The following is a 15,771-nucleotide window of genomic DNA, read 5'->3' on the forward strand; positions in this document are numbered from 1 at the left end:
GCGAGATACGAAACCAGGGGGCGGGGAAGATGAAAGTCGCGATCGTGCACGACTGGCTCGTGCAGCCAGGCGGCGCGGAGAAGGTGCTGGAGCAGATCATCCGGTGTTTTCCCGACGCGGACCTGTTCAGCCTCGTCGACTTTCTCGAGGACCGCACGCCCGTGTGCGGCAAGCCGGTCACCACATCGTTCATCCAGCATCTGCCGTTCGCGCAGCGCCGCTATCGCGGGTATCTGCCGCTCATGCCGCTCGCCGTCGAGCAGTTCGATCTCTCGCCGTACGACCTCGTCATCACGAGTTCCTATGCGGTGGCCAAGGGCGTGCTGGTGGGCCCGGACCAGACCCACGTGAGCTACGTGCATTCGCCCATGCGCTACGCGTGGGACCTGCAGCACGCGTATCTGCGCGAGGCTCATCTCGAACGCGGCCCGAAGTCGTGGGCGGCGCGCGCGTTGCTGCATTACCTGCGCGGCTGGGATGCGCGTTCGGCCAACGGCGTGGACCGCCTGATCGCGAATTCGCATTTCGTGGCCCGCCGCGTGATGAAGACGTACCGGCGCGAGGCCGCGGTCATCGCACCGCCCGTGGACGTCGATCGCTTCGAGCCGTGCAGCGCAAAGGAAGACTTCTATCTGACCGCCTCGCGCATGGTGCCGTACAAGCGCATCGACCTCATCGTCGAAGCGTTTTCGCTCGTGCCCGAACGCCGGCTCGTCGTGATCGGCGACGGCCCGGGCTTTGCCGCGATACGCGAGAAAGCCCGACCCAACGTGACGGTGCTCGGCTACCAGCCGTTCGAGGTGCTCAAGGACCACATGCAGCGCGCGAAGGCGTTCGTGTTCGCCGCCGAAGAGGACTTCGGCATCGTGGCCGTAGAGGCTCAGGCGTGCGGCACGCCCGTGATCGCCTATGGCAAGGGCGGGGCGCTGGAAACGGTCGTCCCGCTCGGCGAGCCGCAACCCACGGGCGTGCATTTCGGCACGCAGAGCGTGGCGTCGCTGCTCGAGGCCGTGGACCGCTTCGAGCGCGAGCAGTCGAAGATCAGCGCCGCGGCGTGCCGCGAAAATGCCGAGCGGTTCAGCGCGGCGGCCTTCAGGCGCGCTTTCATGGTGGAAGTGACGCGCACCATCGCGGCCGCGAGAACCGGGCTGCACGGCAGCCATGCGAACCATGAACGCTACGAGCGTGTGCCGGCTTACGAGCGTTACGAGGGCCATGAGGGCCATGAGGGCTACGCGGATCACGAGGCCCGCGAACCCGCTACGGATTCCGAATTGAGTTTCGACGTGAGGCAGGCGCCGGCCATGCCTCGCGATGCAGTGGGCGGCAGCATGGCAGGTCGCATGTGGGGCCGCTGAAAGACCCGCTTCAAGAGAAGACAGATCGATGCCTCCGTAGCGGGGCACACACCACAGAAGGGGCCATACGACAATGAACGCAGAACCTTTTAACGGGGGCTTCCCCGACATCGCGAGTGCGTGGATGCTGCTGCAACGGCAGATCCTGCTCAAGCCGATCCGCAGCGAAGCCGACTATCAGCGCATGCTGCGCCTCGCCAGCCAGCTCACCGCGCAGATCAACGGCAACGCCGACAGTCCGCTCGCGGACCTCGTCGGCGTGGTGAAGGACTTGATCCAGGTATGGGAGACCCATCGCGTCTCGCTGCCCAAGGCTGCGCCGCGCGAAGTGCTGCGTGAACTGCTGCGCACGCATGGGCTCAAGCAGAAGGACCTCGCCGACATCGCATCGCCCACGGTCATTAGCGACATCCTCGCGGGCCGCCGCGCCATCAGCAAGAACGTCGCGAAGGCGCTTGCCGAGCGCTTTCATACGGACGTCGGGATCTTTATCTGATTCCGGCCGGGGTGGCAGCGCGGTGATGCGTTGCCGCCCGTCGCCACCATCGCCGCTTATCGCCACCGCAGCAACGCTTTCCGCGCATTCCGATGGCCGGCTCGGGCCTGCGTGGGCGTGCACGGCGTGGTGGTGCGGACCGCCGATGTTGTGCTTCGTCGCGGCCAAGGACCGCGTGCAGAGCCGCGAAGGCGATCGTCGGCAAGCTCGTTGGCGCAACACGGCGAGGAGGCGAGCATCATCGCCGCGTCGAGCGGCCGTGGGGCTGTTATGACTCGTCGCCGCGGGGAGCGCTTCCCAGGTCAAGGCATCGTCGTAGGCCGGGCGGGCGGCTCTCGCTGCAGATGCATCATCACCGCGCCGAGCATTGGGTCACGTAGAGCGGCACGGCCCGTGTGACGCGCGGCGACGAAGTGTTCCTGATCTCCGAGAACGAGTTCCACCTATATTCCGCTCGGCGTGAAGCACCGGCTCGAAAACCTGGCAGACGCTCGAGATCATCGAGGTGGAAGTCGGGCGGCTATCTCGGCGAAGACGACATCGTGCGCTTCGACGATCAGTACGGGCGTGCGGGAGAGCACGAAGACGCGCTCGCGTGGCAAAGAAAGTAGCTGGGAAAATCCATACAAAACTGCTTACAAATCAACGGCAGGAAACTGCAAATCACAAGAATCGGGAAATCAAAGGCCTGACGGGATCGCCCGGGACACACCGGTATTCCCGGAAAGCGGGTACGGACAGGGCGCGTTTGCCGCGCCATCTTTGCGTCAGGAGATATCCTGGCTGGCGGTTCATGCACCTCGCATGGCAACTTACGACTGGGTTCGACGAAGCACGAGGGCCCACGCAGCAACCGTCAAACAGGCGCGCTTACGCGGCATCGGGGAAGGGGTCATGGAACTGGGGAACAAGGAACGCTCACTCGTGAGCAAGGTCATGGATGGCTTTATTTCGGGCATCGTCGAAGAACGTTCATGGCGCGATCCTGCCGCCGCAGGATGTACTGTCCAAAGAGCTTGACGTGAGCGTACGGTCATGCGCGAAGCGCTGTCCATGCTGCTCGCACGCCACATGCTCGACGTGGCTCCAAGATCGGCACGCGCATTCGTCCCATGCGCGACTGGCGCATGATCGACGAAGACGTGGTGAGCTGGCGTTTTCGCGCGAAGCCGGACAAGAACTTTCTGCGCGACGTGATCGAGTTCCGCGCGCTGATCAGCCTGCCGCGTGCGCGCGCTGGCAGCCGAGCGCGAGCGCAGCGGATCTCGCAGGCATTCGCGAAGCCTACGAGGCGCTGCGCCAGACGAGTCCCGCGAAGCCGGCTGCGAAGCTGCCGACACGCTTCTGCACACGCGCATTCTCGCTGCGAGCGGCAATCAGTTCTATCAGCAGATGGCGGCGATCATTCGCGGCGCGCTCACGCTCGTGGGGCCCATCCCGAGCCAGCGCGAGGACGGCTGGACTAACGCGGTCAACGCGCACGGCAGCGTGGTCGACGCGGTCGATGCGTCTCCATGCGTGAGACCTCGCTTGCATCGGTGCCTGCGCCTGCGGCTCCAACGATGGAGCCCGACGTGCAGCGTGTGGCCGAGCTGCCTGTCGATGCGGGCGAGCGCTTGTTGCGGCGCGCGTTCGGCCGCTTCGCGACCGGCGTCGTGGTGGTCTCCACCGGCTGTGGCGAGACGCTTCACGCCATGACGGCCAACGCGTTCATGTCGGGCTCGCTCAGGCCGCCGCTCATCGTGGTCTCCGTGGGGCAGCGCGCGCGCATGCACGAGCGGCTCATGACGCACGAACTCTTCGCCGTGAGCGTGCTCACCGACGAGCAGGAAGCGCACAGCCGGCACTACGCGGGCGAACATCAAACATGGCTCGCGCCGCATTTCAGCGAGGCGCAGGGCGTGCCGGGTATAGCATGGCTCGACCGCGCCGTGGCGCGGTTCGCAGCGCGCGTAGTGGACCGGCATCCGTGCGGCGACCATACGCTCTTCATCGGCGAGGTACAGGCCTTCTCGCTCGAAGACCACGCACCGCTGCTGTTCTTCGGCGGTCACTATGCGAACGTCAGGCATCGTTGAGTTCGGGACTGTGTGGACGTTCTATCCGTGCAACACGTGAGCTACATGCGAGCCGCACCTGACGATACCTGGGAGTCTGGAATAATTTCGCGCTCGTTTGACAACGAGGCTTGACGGGCGTGGCTGACGAGGCTACGAACCCCTTCGATCATTGCAAGCTTTGCCGGTTTTTTGCACGTTACGCGAGGCCTGCCGGCGCCCATTGCTAACCGCGTTGCAGAGTTGAAACAATTCTTCAGAGGGATAACCCTGTCAGGACGTTTCCCACTGGCGCAGTGCCCACGAAGCAAGCAATTTATTGTTAGATGAGAAGAAGAACACAGACGCGAGGGCGCTTCTTCATCAGTCTTCATAGACAGGCGAAAGCCATATCGGGGAGAGTGCCATGGAAACGGCCAACAAGGATCGTTCGCTCGTCAGCAAGGTGATGGATGGCCTGGTGTCGGGCATCGTCGAGGAAAAGTACGGAGCCATCCTGCCGCCGCAGGATGTGCTCTCCAAGGAGTTCAACGTCAGCCGCACGGTGATGCGCGAGGCGCTGTCGATGCTGCTCGCGCGGCACATGCTCGACGTGCGGCCCAAGATCGGCACGCGCATACGACCCATGCGCGACTGGCGCATGCTGGACGAGGACGTGGTGAGCTGGCGTTTTCGAGCCAAGCCCGATTCGCAGTTCCTGCGCGACGTGATCGAGTTTCGCGTGCTGATCGAGCCGAGGGCATCGGCGCTCGCGGCCATGCGCGCCACGCCTGCCGAGGTCGCCGGCATTCGGGAAGCGTTCGACGCGTTCCGCTCCATCGCTCCCAACGACCCCGCTTATCAGGATGCCGACGAGTTGTTGCATACGCGCATCGTGGCCGCGAGCGGCAACCAGTTCTTCCAGCAGATGGCGGCTATCGTGCGCGGTGCACTGTCTGCGGTGAATCCGATCATCATGCGCAAGGAAAGCGCTTGGGAGACGGTTGTGCGTACGCACGGACGCGTGGTTGAAGCGATCGAGCAGCACGATCCGAAGGAGGCCGAAGCAGCTTCGCTCGCGCTGATCGACTTCACCTCCGACGAAGTGGAGCAGGCATTCACGGTCTCGCATGCGGAGCGCGTCTGAGCCATTGAACGAGGACGCGCGGCAGGGCGTCTGGCTGGCGATTGCTTGATCGCCGGTTGTGCGGGTTGCGTCGATGCCCGGCTGCGGGTGGCCGCTGTTGCTGCGACAATGGCGGCTCCCTCACCACAGCCGCACTCCCGAATCGATGAGAGACGACGCCGTCATCCGCTGGGGCATCGTCGGCGCGGGCCGCATTGCGCGCCGCTTTGCCGAGAGCCTGAGACACGTACCGCACACCCAGCTTGCCGCCGTCTGGTCGCGGCGTGCCGAGACCACGACTGCCTTTGCGCGCGACACCGGTTGCGCCGCTGCCCCGAACCTTGATGCCCTCTTGTCCGCGGGCATCGACGCCATCTATATCGCCACGCTGCAAGATACCCACGCGCAGTACGCCATCGCGGCGCTCGACGCCGGACTCCATGTGTTGTGCGAGAAGCCGGCCACCATCAACGGCGCGCAGCTGGAGCGCGTGATCGATGCCTCGCATCGCGCCGGACGGCTTTTCATGGAGGCCATGAAGCCCCCGTTCTATCCGCTCTACCGGAAGTTGCGCGCGCATCTGGCGGTGGACCCCATCGGCGAAATCGGCCTCGTGCGCGCGGGTTGCGCGGTTTCCACCGTGCCTGCCGACCATCCGTCCTTTTCGTTCGAGCATGCGGGCGGTGCGCTGCTCGACATCGGGATCTACGAGATGTTTCTCGCCGTCGACTGGTTGGGTGCGCCGCTCGAGATTCAAACCACGGGGCGGCTCGGCCCCACCGGCGTGGACACCTTCGCCGCGCTGAACTGCCGCCACGAGCGCGGCATCGCACAGCTCTTCTGCGGGCTGGACCTGTACGGCAAAGGCGACGCCTTGCTGGCGGGGCCTGCAGGCCACGTCACGATTCAGGAGAACTGGTGGAACCCGGTGCGCGCCACCGTGCGTTATGCCGACGGACGCAGCGTAGAGCTGGAGGCGCCGTTCGAAGGCGGCGGTCTCAATTACGAGACCGCGCATTTCTGCGAGCTGATTCGGGCGGGCCGGCTGGAAAGCCCCGTGATGACGCACGACACGTCGCGCCACATGATTGCGATGGCCGACGCGTCGCGCGCGGCGCTTGGCTTGCGCTTCGCGGGCGAATGAATGGGCGGATGAATGGGCGAATGAATGGGCGAATGAATGGGCGAATGAGGGCGCGAATGAGGGCGCGAAGCGCGAATCGATCGATGGCCGATCGATCTGCCGCGCGTGGCCCCGTGTCCGCCGCTGGCAGGCAGCGGGGCAGGCCGTGAGTCGCTGAGCGGCTCGGGCAGGCGCCTCGATCGGTCTCTACGACGCCAATGCCCGCACGCACTCGCCGACGAGCGCCGGGCCGCGATAGATGAAGCCGGTATAGAGCTGCACGAGCGAGGCGCCCGCGGCCAGCTTTGCGCGCGCGTCTTCGCCCGAGAAGATGCCGCCCACGCCGATGATCGGCACGGTGTCGCCCACTTCGGCGCGCAGCTTGCGGATCACCTGGTTGGACAGGTCGAATACCGGTTTGCCCGAGAGGCCGCCGGCTTCGTCCGCGTGCGGCAGGCCCGCGACAGCGGTGCGCGAGAGCGTGGTGTTGGTCGCGATCACGCCTTCGATGCCATGGCGCAGCAGCGTGCCCGCAATCGCCTTGACCTGCTCGTCGTCGAGATCGGGCGCGATCTTGAGCACGAGCGGCACGAGCTTGCCGTGCAGGTCGGCGAGCCGCTGCTGTTTGTCCTTGAGCGCGGCGAGCAGCGCGTCGAGTTCGCCCGCGCCCTGCAACTGGCGCAGATTCTTCGTGTTCGGCGACGAGATGTTGATCGTCACGTAGCTCGCGAACGGATAGACGCGCTCGAGGCAATAGAGATAATCGTCGGCGGCGCGCTCGATGGGCGTGTCCGCGTTCTTGCCGATGTTGAGGCCCAGCACGCCGCGATAGCGCGCGGCCTGCACGTTCTTCACGAACTGGTCGACGCCTGCGTTGTTGAAGCCCATCCGGTTGATGATGGCGCTGGCCTCGGGCAGCCGGAACATGCGTGGCCGCGGATTGCCCGGCTGCGCACGCGGCGTGACCGTGCCGACCTCGATGAAGCCGAAGCCGAGCGAGGCGAGACCGTCGATGGCCGCGCCGTCCTTGTCGAGCCCGGCCGCGAGCCCCACCGGATTGCGGAACGTGAGGCCCATCACCGTGCGCGGCGCATCGGCCACGTGCGGCGCGACGAGGCCCGCGATGCCGGTACGGCCGGCCGCGCCGATCGCGCGCAGGGTGAGATGGTGGGCGTTTTCCGCGTCCATGCGGAAGAGCTGGGCGCGCAAGAGCGGGTAGAGGGAACTGAACACAGCGGACGGGCCGTGGCGGCCGGAAAATGGGAACCCGGTATTTTACCGGCAATCGGAGCGGTTCCCGGTTCCCGGCGCGTCCGTTCGTTCGAGCGGCGCTCGGCGAGGCTCAGCGAGGTTCAGCGAGATTCAGTGGGCTCAACCAGATTCAGCCGCCGTGCGTACCCTTCATCGCCGCGTCCACCGGCGGCAAGCCGACGTGATGCGGATTGATGACTTTCCAGGCGCCATCGAAGAGCCCTTCGAGCGGCCGGAAGTTCGACTTGTACGCCATCTTCGGGCTTTCGCGAATCCAGTAGCCAAGGTAGACGTACGGCAGTTGCAGACTGCGCGCCTGCTCGATCTGCCAGAGGATGTTGTAGGTGCCGTAGCTCGCGTGGGGCGCGTCGGGCTCGAAGAACGTGTAGACCGACGAAAGCCCGTCGCCGAGGATGTCGATCATGCTCACCATGCGCAGCACGCCCGGCGCGTTCGGATGGTGCGGGTCGGGCTCGCGGAACTCCACGAGGCGCGAGTTGATCCGGCTTTGCAACAGGAACTGCTCGTACTGGTCGCGGCTGTCGCGGTCCATGCCGCCGCCCGCGTGCCGCGCGGACTGGTAGCGCATGTAGAGCGCGTAGTGTTCCTCGTCGTAGTGAAGCGGCGAGACGGTGGCAACGAGATCGCTGTGCCGCTTCCACGCACGGCGCTGCGTGCGGCTCGGCGTGAATCGCGCGGCTGGCACACGCACCGGCACACAGGCGCGGCAGCCGTCGCAGTACGGGCGATAGGTGAATACACCCGAGCGGCGAAAGCCGGCCTTTACGAGATCGGTGTAGACGTCGGAGTTGATGAGATGGCTGGGCGTAGCCACCTGGGAGCGCGCGATGCGTCCCTCCAGATAACTGCAGGGGTAGGGCGCTGTGGCATAAAACTGCAGCGCGGAAAGCGGTGAAAGCGGCAGCTCGTTAGGATGAGTCACTTGGCAGCTCTCGATGCGTTCTGTGGGGCGGAACCCGCCGCGCCAGCCCCGCCACCCCCGCCAGCCCCATTTGGCGCCCCCTTTGACGACCGCTTTGCAACCGCCGCGACGAAGCCGCGAATGTGCGGCAGACCGCGGCGTGCGCTATCGAGCCATCGGGGCCGTCAGGTTATGCGGACCGTGCGATCAGATCGGCGAGGACGCTCTTGTCGAACCGCCAGGGAATGGATGCGGCGTCGACGGACACGCGCACATGCTGCACGAACGCTTTGCGCGCGATTTCGCGGCCGCCGAGCGACGCCAGATGGGACGTGTTTTGCTGGCAGTCTATCATTTCTACTTCGTGACAGCGCAAGTGCGCGACCAGCGCGGCGAGGGCGATTTTCGAAGCGTCGGTGACCTCGGCGAACATCGATTCGCCGAAGAACATGCGGCCGAACGAGACGCCGTAGAGGCCGCCCACACGCCTGCCGTCGAGCCAGGTCTCCACGCTGTGCGCGTCGCCCCGGCGGTGCAGCGACGTATAGGCATCGATCACGTCGGCCGTGATCCATGTGCCGCGCTGGCCGTGACGCGGCACGGTTGCGCAGGCGCGCATGACGGCGGGGAAATCGGCGTCGACGCGCACTTCCCACGCGTCGTCGCGCAGCACTTTCTTGAGCGTCTTCCTGAACGACGGCGACACCTTGAACTCGCGCGGACGCAGGATCATGCGCGGGTCCGGGCTCCACCAGAGCACGGGCTGGCCGTCCGAGTACCACGGGAAAATGCCATGACGATAGGCGTCGATGAGGCGCGAGGGGAGCAGGTCGGCGCTTGCCGCGAGCAGCCCGGGCGCGCCGCTCGACGCGCCGAGCGCGCGTTCCACGGGCGGGAACGGATCGTCGGGTCCGAGCCAGGGCACCATGCTCGTGGGGCTCAGCCTTCCCGCAGCGAGCGGAGGATGTCGCCCGTGTGCAGCCCGTAGCTGCCCGAGGCGCGGTCGGCGAAGAAGAAGCGCAGCGTCTGTCCCACGGTGGGGAAGGCGATGTCGTCCCAGGGAATCTCATGCTCGTCGAAGAGGCGCACTTCGAGGCTTTCCTCGCCTGCTTCCACGTCGATATCGAGCAGACGCGCCATGTAGAAGAGATGCACCTGGTGCACGTGCGGAACGTTGAGCAGCGAGAACAGGCTCTGCACTTCCACGCGCGCGCCGGCTTCCTCGAGCGTTTCGCGCGCGGCCGCTTCCGATGTGGTTTCACCCATCTCCATGAAGCCGGCCGGCAGGGTCCAGTAGCCGTAGCGCGGTTCGATGGCGCGGCGGCACAGCAATACCTTGTCGTCCCAGACGGGAATCGTACCGACCACGTTGCGTGGATTCTGATAATGCACGGTGCCGCAATGCGCGCAGACGTGGCGCTCGCGGTTGTCGCCGGGCGGAATGCGCAGGCTGACGGCGTGGCCGCAGATCGAGCAGAATTTCATGGGATGGGGACGGTGAACGGTGATGCGAGTGTATCACCGTGCGCGTGCCCGCACGGAGGCTGGGCGGGGGCTGGAATACAGCACGGAAGGCATGCCACAAAAAGGGCGGCGTGCTTTCCGTGCTGCATGCCAAAAACAAAAAAGCCCACCGAGTGGTGAGCTTTCTGATTTTCGCGCATTTGCGTAATGCCGCATCCTGCTGGTGAATACGGCAAACGGATCTGGTTGCGGGGGTAGGATTTGAACCTACGACCTTCGGGTTATGAGCCCGACGAGCTGCCAGACTGCTCCACCCCGCGTCCGTCGAAAGATGAAATTATAGGGTAAAGCCGGCATGCGCGCAACACATTCTCTGAGAGCGGTGGAGAAACTGCTCACCGATGCGTCGTGTGCCCCGCGTCGTCATACGCCCGTGATCGCACATGTGACGACGTAGATGCCGCGGCGCGCATGGTCGGATGCGTGTCGCCTGCGAGCACGTGCCCGCGTAGGCAGGGCATGGACGCTGGGCTAGAATCGGGGACCATCCGTTGTCTGCCACGCTTTTTCACCATCACGCCGGGTCGAGGAATATGGACATCGCACACGATTTGCAATCGATCACGCACCAGGAAAAGACGCTCGTGTTTCCGCGTTTCGATGCGGACCGCGCGTGGGAAGTCGGCGCGTGGCTTCACGAGATCGCGAAGGCGCGCGCGCTCGCCGTCGTCATCGACGTGCGCACGTTCGGGCAGCCGCTCTTTTTCGCCGCGCTCGACGGCACCACGCCCGACAACGTCGATTGGGCGCGACGCAAAGGCAACGTCGTGGAGCACTTCCGGCGCAGCTCGTACGCCATCGGTCTGCGCATGCAACAGGCGGACACCTCGCTCGCCGAAAAGCATGGATTGCCGGTCTCCGGCTACGCATCGCACGGCGGCGCCTTTCCGCTCACCGTGGCTGGCGCCGGCGTTATCGGTTCGGTCACTGTTTCCGGCCTGCCACAACGCTCGGACCACGAACTCGTGGTCGAGGCGCTGTGCGCGCTGCTCGACGAGGACTACAGCAAGCTCGCGCTCGCAAAGGCCTGAGCCGATGCGACTGCCTGCCTATGCGTGGCTCGCCATCGCCATTCTGGCCGAGGTCGTTGCCACGTCCGCGTTGCGCGCGTCCGACGGTTTTACGCGGTTCGTGCCGTCCGTAATCGTGGTGCTCGGGTACAGCATCGCGTTCTACGGGCTTTCGCTCACGTTGAAAAGCATTCCGGTCGGCATCGTCTACGCGATCTGGTCCGGTGCGGGCATTGTGCTGATTACGCTCGTCGCGCTCGCGCTGTATCGGCAGGTGCCCGATACGGCCGCCGTCGTGGGGCTCGGGCTCATCGTGGCCGGTGTGGTGGTGCTCAACGTGTTTTCGAAGATGGAAGCGCACTGAAGGCCGGGCCGGCACGGCGCGACATCCGCATCGTGCGGCGAATGCCGCTTCTTCACGCCGTGCCGCGTTGCTCGCGGCGTTCCACGCATCGCCCCGCCGCCGTTCAGCGTTTTGCCGCCAGATTCACGCGAATGCCCGCGTCGCCCAGTGCGCGGCGGCTTTCTTCTCCATCGCGCGAAAGTGCGTCTTCCCAGATGCTGATGGCGCGCGAAATATCGATGTCGTGATCTTTCGCGTAGGCGAACCAGTGATTGGCCGCATCCGGTTCCTGCACCTCGCGGTCCTGAAAAAAGTACTTTCCCATGCGTGCTCCACGTCGCGATTCTCCCGATCAATGTGCAGCGCATCATTCGTGCCCGGCGCGACGCGCGCTGTAATGCCCGAAACGACCCGACACGCGCCTTTCTTCGTCCGCAAGGAAACTTCTTGCGCGCGGCGCCGACTCATCACTCAGATAACGACGACCTGGAGCCGCGCGTGCTCGTCAATCGCGAGCAAAAGCCGGGGCGCGAGGGCTCGATCGAACGCAACGGAGAATCCATCATGGCTGAACGTGTCAGTGGCCCGTATCGCGGCTATTACATCAGCGCGGCGGCGCGTCTCGTTACGCCGCCTCCCGCAGCCGAGTCGCACGATGCGGGGCGAGGGCCGGTTCGCCCGTTCCAGGCGCGAACCGATGAACCGGGCGACCTCCAGCAGCGTGGCGGCAGCGAGCCGCACGATCCGCGTGGCGGCAGCGAGCCGCACGATCCGCGTGGCGGCGTCTATGTCGGCTCAGTGAGCCTTTCGCTGGGCGGTCTCGACACGCCGCGCCGCATCGAAACGCTGCTCGAACTGGGCGACGGTCAGCGCTTCGCCTGCGAAGACGACGCACTCGACCAGGTGGAACAAGCCGCACGCGAGTACATCGACCGGCTTTACGGCGAGCCCTGAACGAGCGTGCTCAGCGTGCCGCCACTGGACGGCGGCGCGATGTGCCGGGTACGATAAATCTCTTGCCGTGCTGTAGCCGGTGCTGACCGGCGCGTCATTTCCCGAGCATTTTCTGTCGAGGCAAGCATGGACATTCAATTCTCCCCGGATGCGCCTCTCTACCGGGACGCCAACCTCACGGTCGTATTCGCCGCATTCGTGGATGGCGAGTGCGTGCCGTGCGCCATTTCTGTCGAAGCACTGGAAGATCACTTCGGCGCACGCGCGGCCGACCGCGACGCGTGGATCCGCGCATTCGACTCAGGCCGTTCGCGCATCGAGGCCGTGGCACGCGAACATCTGCGCATCAGTAACGGCACGCCCGTACTGCTCAAGAGCGGACACTTTCCGCCCGACAGGGTCTAGCCTGAACCAAACGCGTGCCCGCCGGCGCTGCGGCTCGCGCCACGTCTCATGCGACGGCATTTTCCGATGCGGGCACTGCGCTACGGGCAGCCTCAAATGCCAGACGAATGCCATCTTCGTACGGCGTTTTCCTGACAGGCCCGATCAGTGCGCGCAACGCGCTGTCGTCGAGCACGACAGGATCGGTCTGCAGATAGTGCATTTCCACCACCTCGCGCAGGATCGGATTGAAGAGTCCGAGTACGCGCAGCGTCGTTTTGCCCGCCACCATCAATTTCGGCTCACGTCCCGCGAGCGCGTAGGCCTGCGTTGCCACTTCACGCTGCGTAATCGTGCCCGCGCCCGCGAGGTGCAGCACGCGTCCGAAGGCGCCTTCTGTACGCGCGAGCGTCTCTATTACGGGGCCGACGTCGGGCACGAACACGTATTCGTGAGGCACGTCGATCGGTCCGATCATCTGGGCTCGCGTGCCGCGCGCAGCGCCCGTGAATACGCCGTCGAGGAAGCTGTTCGTCACCCGCGGCCCGTAGAAGTCCGGTAGTCGCAGCACGAGCGTCGAAAGGCCATTGCGGCCGTACGCGTCGAGCACGAGGTTCTCCTGCGCGAGCCGCATGCGTCCCTTGAACGTGTGCGGTTCGCGCGGATGCGCTTCCGTGACCGGCATGGTCTGCGCGCGTCCGTACGGATATACCGTGCCGACCAGAATCAACCGTTCGACCCCGGCGGCGGTGAGCCCCGCGAGCGTCGTTTCCATGAGCCGGGGATGCAGTTCAAACCGGTTGTAGGGCACGCCGACGAGATACACGGCTGTTTGCAGACCGGTGGCGGCTGCAGCGACCGAGTTTGCGTCTTCGGGATTCCACGTCGCGATCTCGGCGAGCGGATCGTTGCCGAATGCCGTTTCGAGCGCCTTGCGCGAGCGCCCGATCGCCCGCCACGGTCGGCCAGCGGCGCGCAGTGCGGCTGCAATGCTCGCACCGATGGCGCCTGTGGCCCCCAGCAATCCGACTCTGCCTGCGTTTTCCATGACTGTTGCGCTCCTGGGCAAGTTCTACTTTGGACTGAACACTGTTCACTGAACGGTGTTCAGTTTAATTTGACTTTTCAGGATGTCAACCGGAGAATCACCCGCATGGGAATCGCCGAACGAAAGACACGTGAAAAACAGGCGCTGCGCGAGCGCGTTCTCGACGCCGCGCGTCGCATCGTCATGCGCGACGGTTTTGCCGCGCTCTCCATGCGCAAGATCGCGGACGCCATCGAATATTCGCCCGCCACGCTGTACCTGTACTTCAAGAACCGCGACGAGATTGCGCATGCGCTGTGCGCCGAGGGCTACGCCCAGTTGCTGGAGACCTTCGTCCCACTCGCCGCCATCGAGAACCCGCGCGAGCGCCTGCATGCGCTAGGCCGCGCGTACGTCGCGTTCGGTCTCGCGCATCCGCAGACCTATCGGCTCATCTTCATGGAAGACCCGAGCTACACGAGCGCGACGCTCGCGGGCAACCGCTCGGACGACAGCGGCGACGCCGCATTCCAGATGATGATCGACGCGTTCGATGCGCTGCGCGACGCGGGCAGGCTGCCGTTGCCGTCCACGGCAAGCGCCGTGTGGGCCGAGGCGCTGTGGTCCACTTTGCACGGCATCGTGGCGCTGCAGCTGACGTGTCCTGCGTTTCCGCATGCGGCGCCTGAACTGCTGGTCGACGTGGCATTGGGAGCCTGGTTTGCCGAGCCGGGCAGGGCGGCGAAGATGCGCGGCAAGGCGGCCACGAAGCCGCGTGCCCGGTTGGCGGCGAAAGCCGGCGGGAACGTGGCGAAGAAGGTGCAAGCGCTGTCGGACACGGACCCGGACCCGGACCCGGTCGCGGGCCCGGACGTGAGGCGCAAAGCGGCGTTGCCGGCAAAGGCCAGTGCAAAGCCGGCCCCGAACGCAGGCAGCGAAGTCGCTGCAGATTCCGCGGCACCCGCAAGCCCCACCGTGCCCGCTATGCGCCGCAAAGCGGCCCGTGCGTGATACCGTAGCTCCTCACGTCTGCCCGCTGCTTTCACGCCATGAATCAAACACTCTCTTCCGGCGCTGCGTCGTCGTCGCAAGGCGACGTCGTTACGCGCGTTGCGAACCGCGTCGGCTTTATCGAACTCGAGCGCCCGCAGGCGCTCAATGCGCTTTCGACGGACATGATCCGTGCCATGCATGCGGCGCTCGAGCGTTGGCGCGAGGACCCCGACGTGCTCGCGGTGGTGGTCCGCTCGCCGCACGCGCGCGCGTTCTGCGCGGGCGGCGACATCCGCTTTCTTTATGAGGCGGCCCGCCGCGGCGACCAGGACGCGCTCGATACGTTCTTCACCGAGGAATACCGGCTCGATCACGCGATCTTCACGTACCCGAAGCCCTACATCGCGCTCATGAACGGCGTCGTGATGGGCGGCGGCATGGGGATCTCGCAGGGTGCGCATCGCACGGGCGGCCTGCGTGTGGCGACATCGTCGACGCGCATGGCGATGCCCGAGACGCGCATCGGCCTTTTTCCCGACGTCGGCGTGGGCTGGTTCCTTGCGCGCACACCCGGCGCGATCGGCCGCTATCTCGCGGTGACGGGCGAAACGATCGGCGCGGCAGACGCGCTCTATGCAGGCCTTGCCGATACCTACGTGGACGAGGCGGCGTTGCCCGCGCTGGTGGAGGCGCTGCAGACGGAGCCGTTCGAACGCGGCGCCGACGTGGTCGCGCTCGTGGAACGCGAAGCCGCCCGGCACAAGGTCGTACCGACGCCCGACACCTCCACGCTGGCCGACACGCGCACGCTCATCGACCGGCATTTTTCGCACGCGGACGTGCCGGCTATCCTCGCGTCGCTCGAATCGGAACAGGATTGCGCCGCAGCCGAATGGGCCGAGCGCACGGTGGCTGTGCTGCGCGAACGCTCGCCGCTTTCGATGGCGGTGTCGCTCGAAGTGGTGACGTGTTCGGAAGGTTCGATGGCGTGCGCGCTGCGCCGCGATCTCGATCTCACGCGCTCCACGTTCGCGCATGGCGATGTGATGGAGGGCATTCGCGCCCGGATCATCGACAAGGACAATCGCCCGGCATGGCGCATTGCGCGCATCGAAGACGTGACGCCCGAAGACGTTGCGCGCATGTTCGAAAGCCCGTGGACGCCGCAGACGCATCCGCTGCGGGAACTGCTGGGTTAATGCCGCGTTAGCTGCAATCTTCGGA

The 15,771-nt window shown here is 65.4% G+C and carries 19 protein-coding genes, 1 tRNA gene and 1 pseudogene; 14 read left to right on the forward strand and 7 right to left on the reverse strand.

What is annotated here, in order from left to right; translation table 11 throughout:
- The first annotated feature begins 29 nt into the window (after nucleotides 1–29).
- From PXJ20_RS15995 to PXJ20_RS16030, 8 genes and pseudogenes are all read left to right on the forward strand, one after another.
- The gene (locus PXJ20_RS15995) at nucleotides 30–1,358 is read left to right on the forward strand and encodes a glycosyltransferase family 4 protein (RefSeq protein ID WP_421029403.1); all 1,329 of its coding nucleotides are present in this window, start codon (nucleotides 30–32) and stop codon (nucleotides 1,356–1,358) included.
- A 73-nt stretch (nucleotides 1,359–1,431) separates the two neighbouring features.
- Nucleotides 1,432–1,854 carry a helix-turn-helix domain-containing protein gene (locus tag PXJ20_RS16000; protein ID WP_026121818.1) on the forward strand — a complete coding sequence of 141 codons (423 nt, stop codon included), beginning with the start codon at nucleotides 1,432–1,434 and terminating at the stop codon, nucleotides 1,852–1,854.
- Between the two features lie 92 nt (nucleotides 1,855–1,946).
- Nucleotides 1,947–2,465, forward strand: a pseudogene (locus tag PXJ20_RS16005) (hypothetical protein).
- Between the two features lie 193 nt (nucleotides 2,466–2,658).
- Nucleotides 2,659–2,874, forward strand: a complete 216-nt coding sequence (locus PXJ20_RS16010; protein ID WP_421057427.1) for a hypothetical protein — start codon at nucleotides 2,659–2,661, stop codon at nucleotides 2,872–2,874.
- A gap of 207 nt (nucleotides 2,875–3,081) precedes the next feature.
- Nucleotides 3,082–3,552, forward strand: a complete 471-nt coding sequence (locus tag PXJ20_RS16015; protein ID WP_421057428.1) for an FCD domain-containing protein — start codon at nucleotides 3,082–3,084, stop codon at nucleotides 3,550–3,552.
- Nucleotides 3,438–3,932: a flavin reductase family protein gene (locus PXJ20_RS16020; RefSeq protein ID WP_421057432.1), complete on the forward strand. Its 495-nt coding sequence runs from the start codon at nucleotides 3,438–3,440 to the stop codon at nucleotides 3,930–3,932. Before PXJ20_RS16015 ends, PXJ20_RS16020 begins: the two co-directional genes overlap by 115 nt.
- 385 nt (nucleotides 3,933–4,317) lie before the next feature.
- Nucleotides 4,318–5,037 carry a FadR/GntR family transcriptional regulator gene (locus PXJ20_RS16025; protein WP_421029388.1) on the forward strand — a complete coding sequence of 240 codons (720 nt, stop codon included), beginning with the start codon at nucleotides 4,318–4,320 and terminating at the stop codon, nucleotides 5,035–5,037.
- Between the two features lie 145 nt (nucleotides 5,038–5,182).
- A complete protein-coding gene (locus PXJ20_RS16030; protein WP_421029387.1) occupies nucleotides 5,183–6,160 on the forward strand; it encodes a Gfo/Idh/MocA family protein in 978 nt (325 codons plus the stop codon).
- Nucleotides 6,161–6,346: 186 nt separating this feature from the next.
- Here the strand turns inward: PXJ20_RS16030 and PXJ20_RS16035 are convergent, their stop codons facing one another.
- The 5 genes from PXJ20_RS16035 to PXJ20_RS16055 form a co-directional block, all read right to left on the reverse strand.
- Nucleotides 6,347–7,372: a quinone-dependent dihydroorotate dehydrogenase gene (locus PXJ20_RS16035; protein WP_421029386.1), complete on the reverse strand. Its 1,026-nt coding sequence runs from the start codon at nucleotides 7,370–7,372 to the stop codon at nucleotides 6,347–6,349.
- A gap of 148 nt (nucleotides 7,373–7,520) precedes the next feature.
- Entirely contained in the window at nucleotides 7,521–8,333 is an 813-nt protein-coding gene (locus tag PXJ20_RS16040; RefSeq protein ID WP_017776637.1) for an arginyltransferase, read from the reverse strand.
- A 169-nt stretch (nucleotides 8,334–8,502) separates the two neighbouring features.
- A complete protein-coding gene (aat, locus tag PXJ20_RS16045; protein WP_161978081.1) occupies nucleotides 8,503–9,240 on the reverse strand; it encodes a leucyl/phenylalanyl-tRNA--protein transferase in 738 nt (245 codons plus the stop codon).
- 11 nt (nucleotides 9,241–9,251) lie between these two features.
- Complete coding sequence (locus PXJ20_RS16050) at nucleotides 9,252–9,797, reverse strand: NUDIX hydrolase (RefSeq protein ID WP_017776639.1); 546 nt, start codon at nucleotides 9,795–9,797, stop codon at nucleotides 9,252–9,254.
- A 222-nt stretch (nucleotides 9,798–10,019) separates the two neighbouring features.
- Nucleotides 10,020–10,096: transfer RNA gene (locus PXJ20_RS16055), tRNA-Met, on the reverse strand.
- 273 nt (nucleotides 10,097–10,369) lie between these two features.
- Here PXJ20_RS16055 and PXJ20_RS16060 point away from each other — a divergent pair.
- Nucleotides 10,370–10,867 carry a heme-degrading domain-containing protein gene (locus PXJ20_RS16060; protein ID WP_017776640.1) on the forward strand — a complete coding sequence of 166 codons (498 nt, stop codon included), beginning with the start codon at nucleotides 10,370–10,372 and terminating at the stop codon, nucleotides 10,865–10,867.
- 4 nt (nucleotides 10,868–10,871) lie between these two features.
- A complete protein-coding gene (locus PXJ20_RS16065; RefSeq protein ID WP_017776641.1) occupies nucleotides 10,872–11,210 on the forward strand; it encodes a DMT family transporter in 339 nt (112 codons plus the stop codon).
- Between the two features lie 103 nt (nucleotides 11,211–11,313).
- Here the strand turns inward: PXJ20_RS16065 and PXJ20_RS16070 are convergent, their stop codons facing one another.
- Nucleotides 11,314–11,514 carry a hypothetical protein gene (locus tag PXJ20_RS16070; RefSeq protein ID WP_017776642.1) on the reverse strand — a complete coding sequence of 67 codons (201 nt, stop codon included), beginning with the start codon at nucleotides 11,512–11,514 and terminating at the stop codon, nucleotides 11,314–11,316.
- Nucleotides 11,515–11,753: 239 nt separating this feature from the next.
- Between PXJ20_RS16070 and PXJ20_RS16075 the strand changes: the two genes are divergently transcribed.
- Complete coding sequence (locus PXJ20_RS16075) at nucleotides 11,754–12,143, forward strand: hypothetical protein (RefSeq protein ID WP_421029385.1); 390 nt, start codon at nucleotides 11,754–11,756, stop codon at nucleotides 12,141–12,143.
- 126 nt (nucleotides 12,144–12,269) lie between these two features.
- Complete coding sequence (locus PXJ20_RS16080) at nucleotides 12,270–12,548, forward strand: DUF1488 domain-containing protein (RefSeq protein WP_017776644.1); 279 nt, start codon at nucleotides 12,270–12,272, stop codon at nucleotides 12,546–12,548.
- A 46-nt stretch (nucleotides 12,549–12,594) separates the two neighbouring features.
- Here PXJ20_RS16080 and PXJ20_RS16085 read toward each other — a convergent pair whose 3' ends face one another.
- The gene (locus PXJ20_RS16085) at nucleotides 12,595–13,575 is read right to left on the reverse strand and encodes an NAD-dependent epimerase/dehydratase family protein (RefSeq protein WP_421029384.1); all 981 of its coding nucleotides are present in this window, start codon (nucleotides 13,573–13,575) and stop codon (nucleotides 12,595–12,597) included.
- Between the two features lie 105 nt (nucleotides 13,576–13,680).
- On the opposite strand from PXJ20_RS16085, the gene PXJ20_RS16090 reads away from it, so the two are divergent.
- Both PXJ20_RS16090 and PXJ20_RS16095 read left to right on the forward strand, forming a co-directional pair.
- Nucleotides 13,681–14,565 carry a TetR/AcrR family transcriptional regulator gene (locus PXJ20_RS16090; protein ID WP_421029383.1) on the forward strand — a complete coding sequence of 295 codons (885 nt, stop codon included), beginning with the start codon at nucleotides 13,681–13,683 and terminating at the stop codon, nucleotides 14,563–14,565.
- Nucleotides 14,566–14,603: 38 nt separating this feature from the next.
- On the forward strand, nucleotides 14,604–15,746 hold the full coding sequence (locus tag PXJ20_RS16095; RefSeq protein ID WP_421029382.1) for an enoyl-CoA hydratase/isomerase family protein: 1,143 nt from the start codon (nucleotides 14,604–14,606) through the stop codon (nucleotides 15,744–15,746).
- Nucleotides 15,747–15,771 lie beyond the last annotated feature (25 nt).

This window comes from Paraburkholderia sp. A1RI_3L, from assembly GCF_048957895.1.
Lineage (GTDB): Bacteria > Pseudomonadota > Gammaproteobacteria > Burkholderiales > Burkholderiaceae > Paraburkholderia > Paraburkholderia kururiensis.